Source organism: Ochrobactrum sp. SFR4, assembly GCF_019730395.1.
GTDB lineage: Bacteria > Pseudomonadota > Alphaproteobacteria > Rhizobiales > Rhizobiaceae > Pseudochrobactrum.
The window spans coordinates 1-243 of the sequence record NZ_JAAPBB010001234.1; the positions used below are offsets into that span (position 1 = coordinate 1).

Annotated in this window: 1 protein-coding gene; it reads right to left on the reverse strand. The window is 64.2% G+C overall.

Annotated elements, in window-relative coordinates; translation table 11 throughout:
• The coding region (locus HBA93_RS22970; protein ID WP_221724769.1) for a hypothetical protein at positions 1 to 243 on the reverse strand (243 nt) is incomplete at both ends.

Sequence of the window (243 nt, forward strand, 5' to 3'; positions counted from 1 at the left end):
GAGGCGGAGGTAGCCCCAGTCATGGCCACCCCACTTGTACGCCGCCGAAAAATCGGGCACCGGGAAGCGGGCGAGGACGTCGGTGAGCTTGATCCGGTCAGCGTAGCTTCCCTGGTCACCACTGGCACCAGGACGCTCGAGCGCGAACTCCAGCACGTTGTCGCCCTGGATCGGCGTCCAGCGAAACTGCACGTTCCGGAAGAACACCATGCCGTTGGGACCCCAGTAATCCAGCTCGTTCGG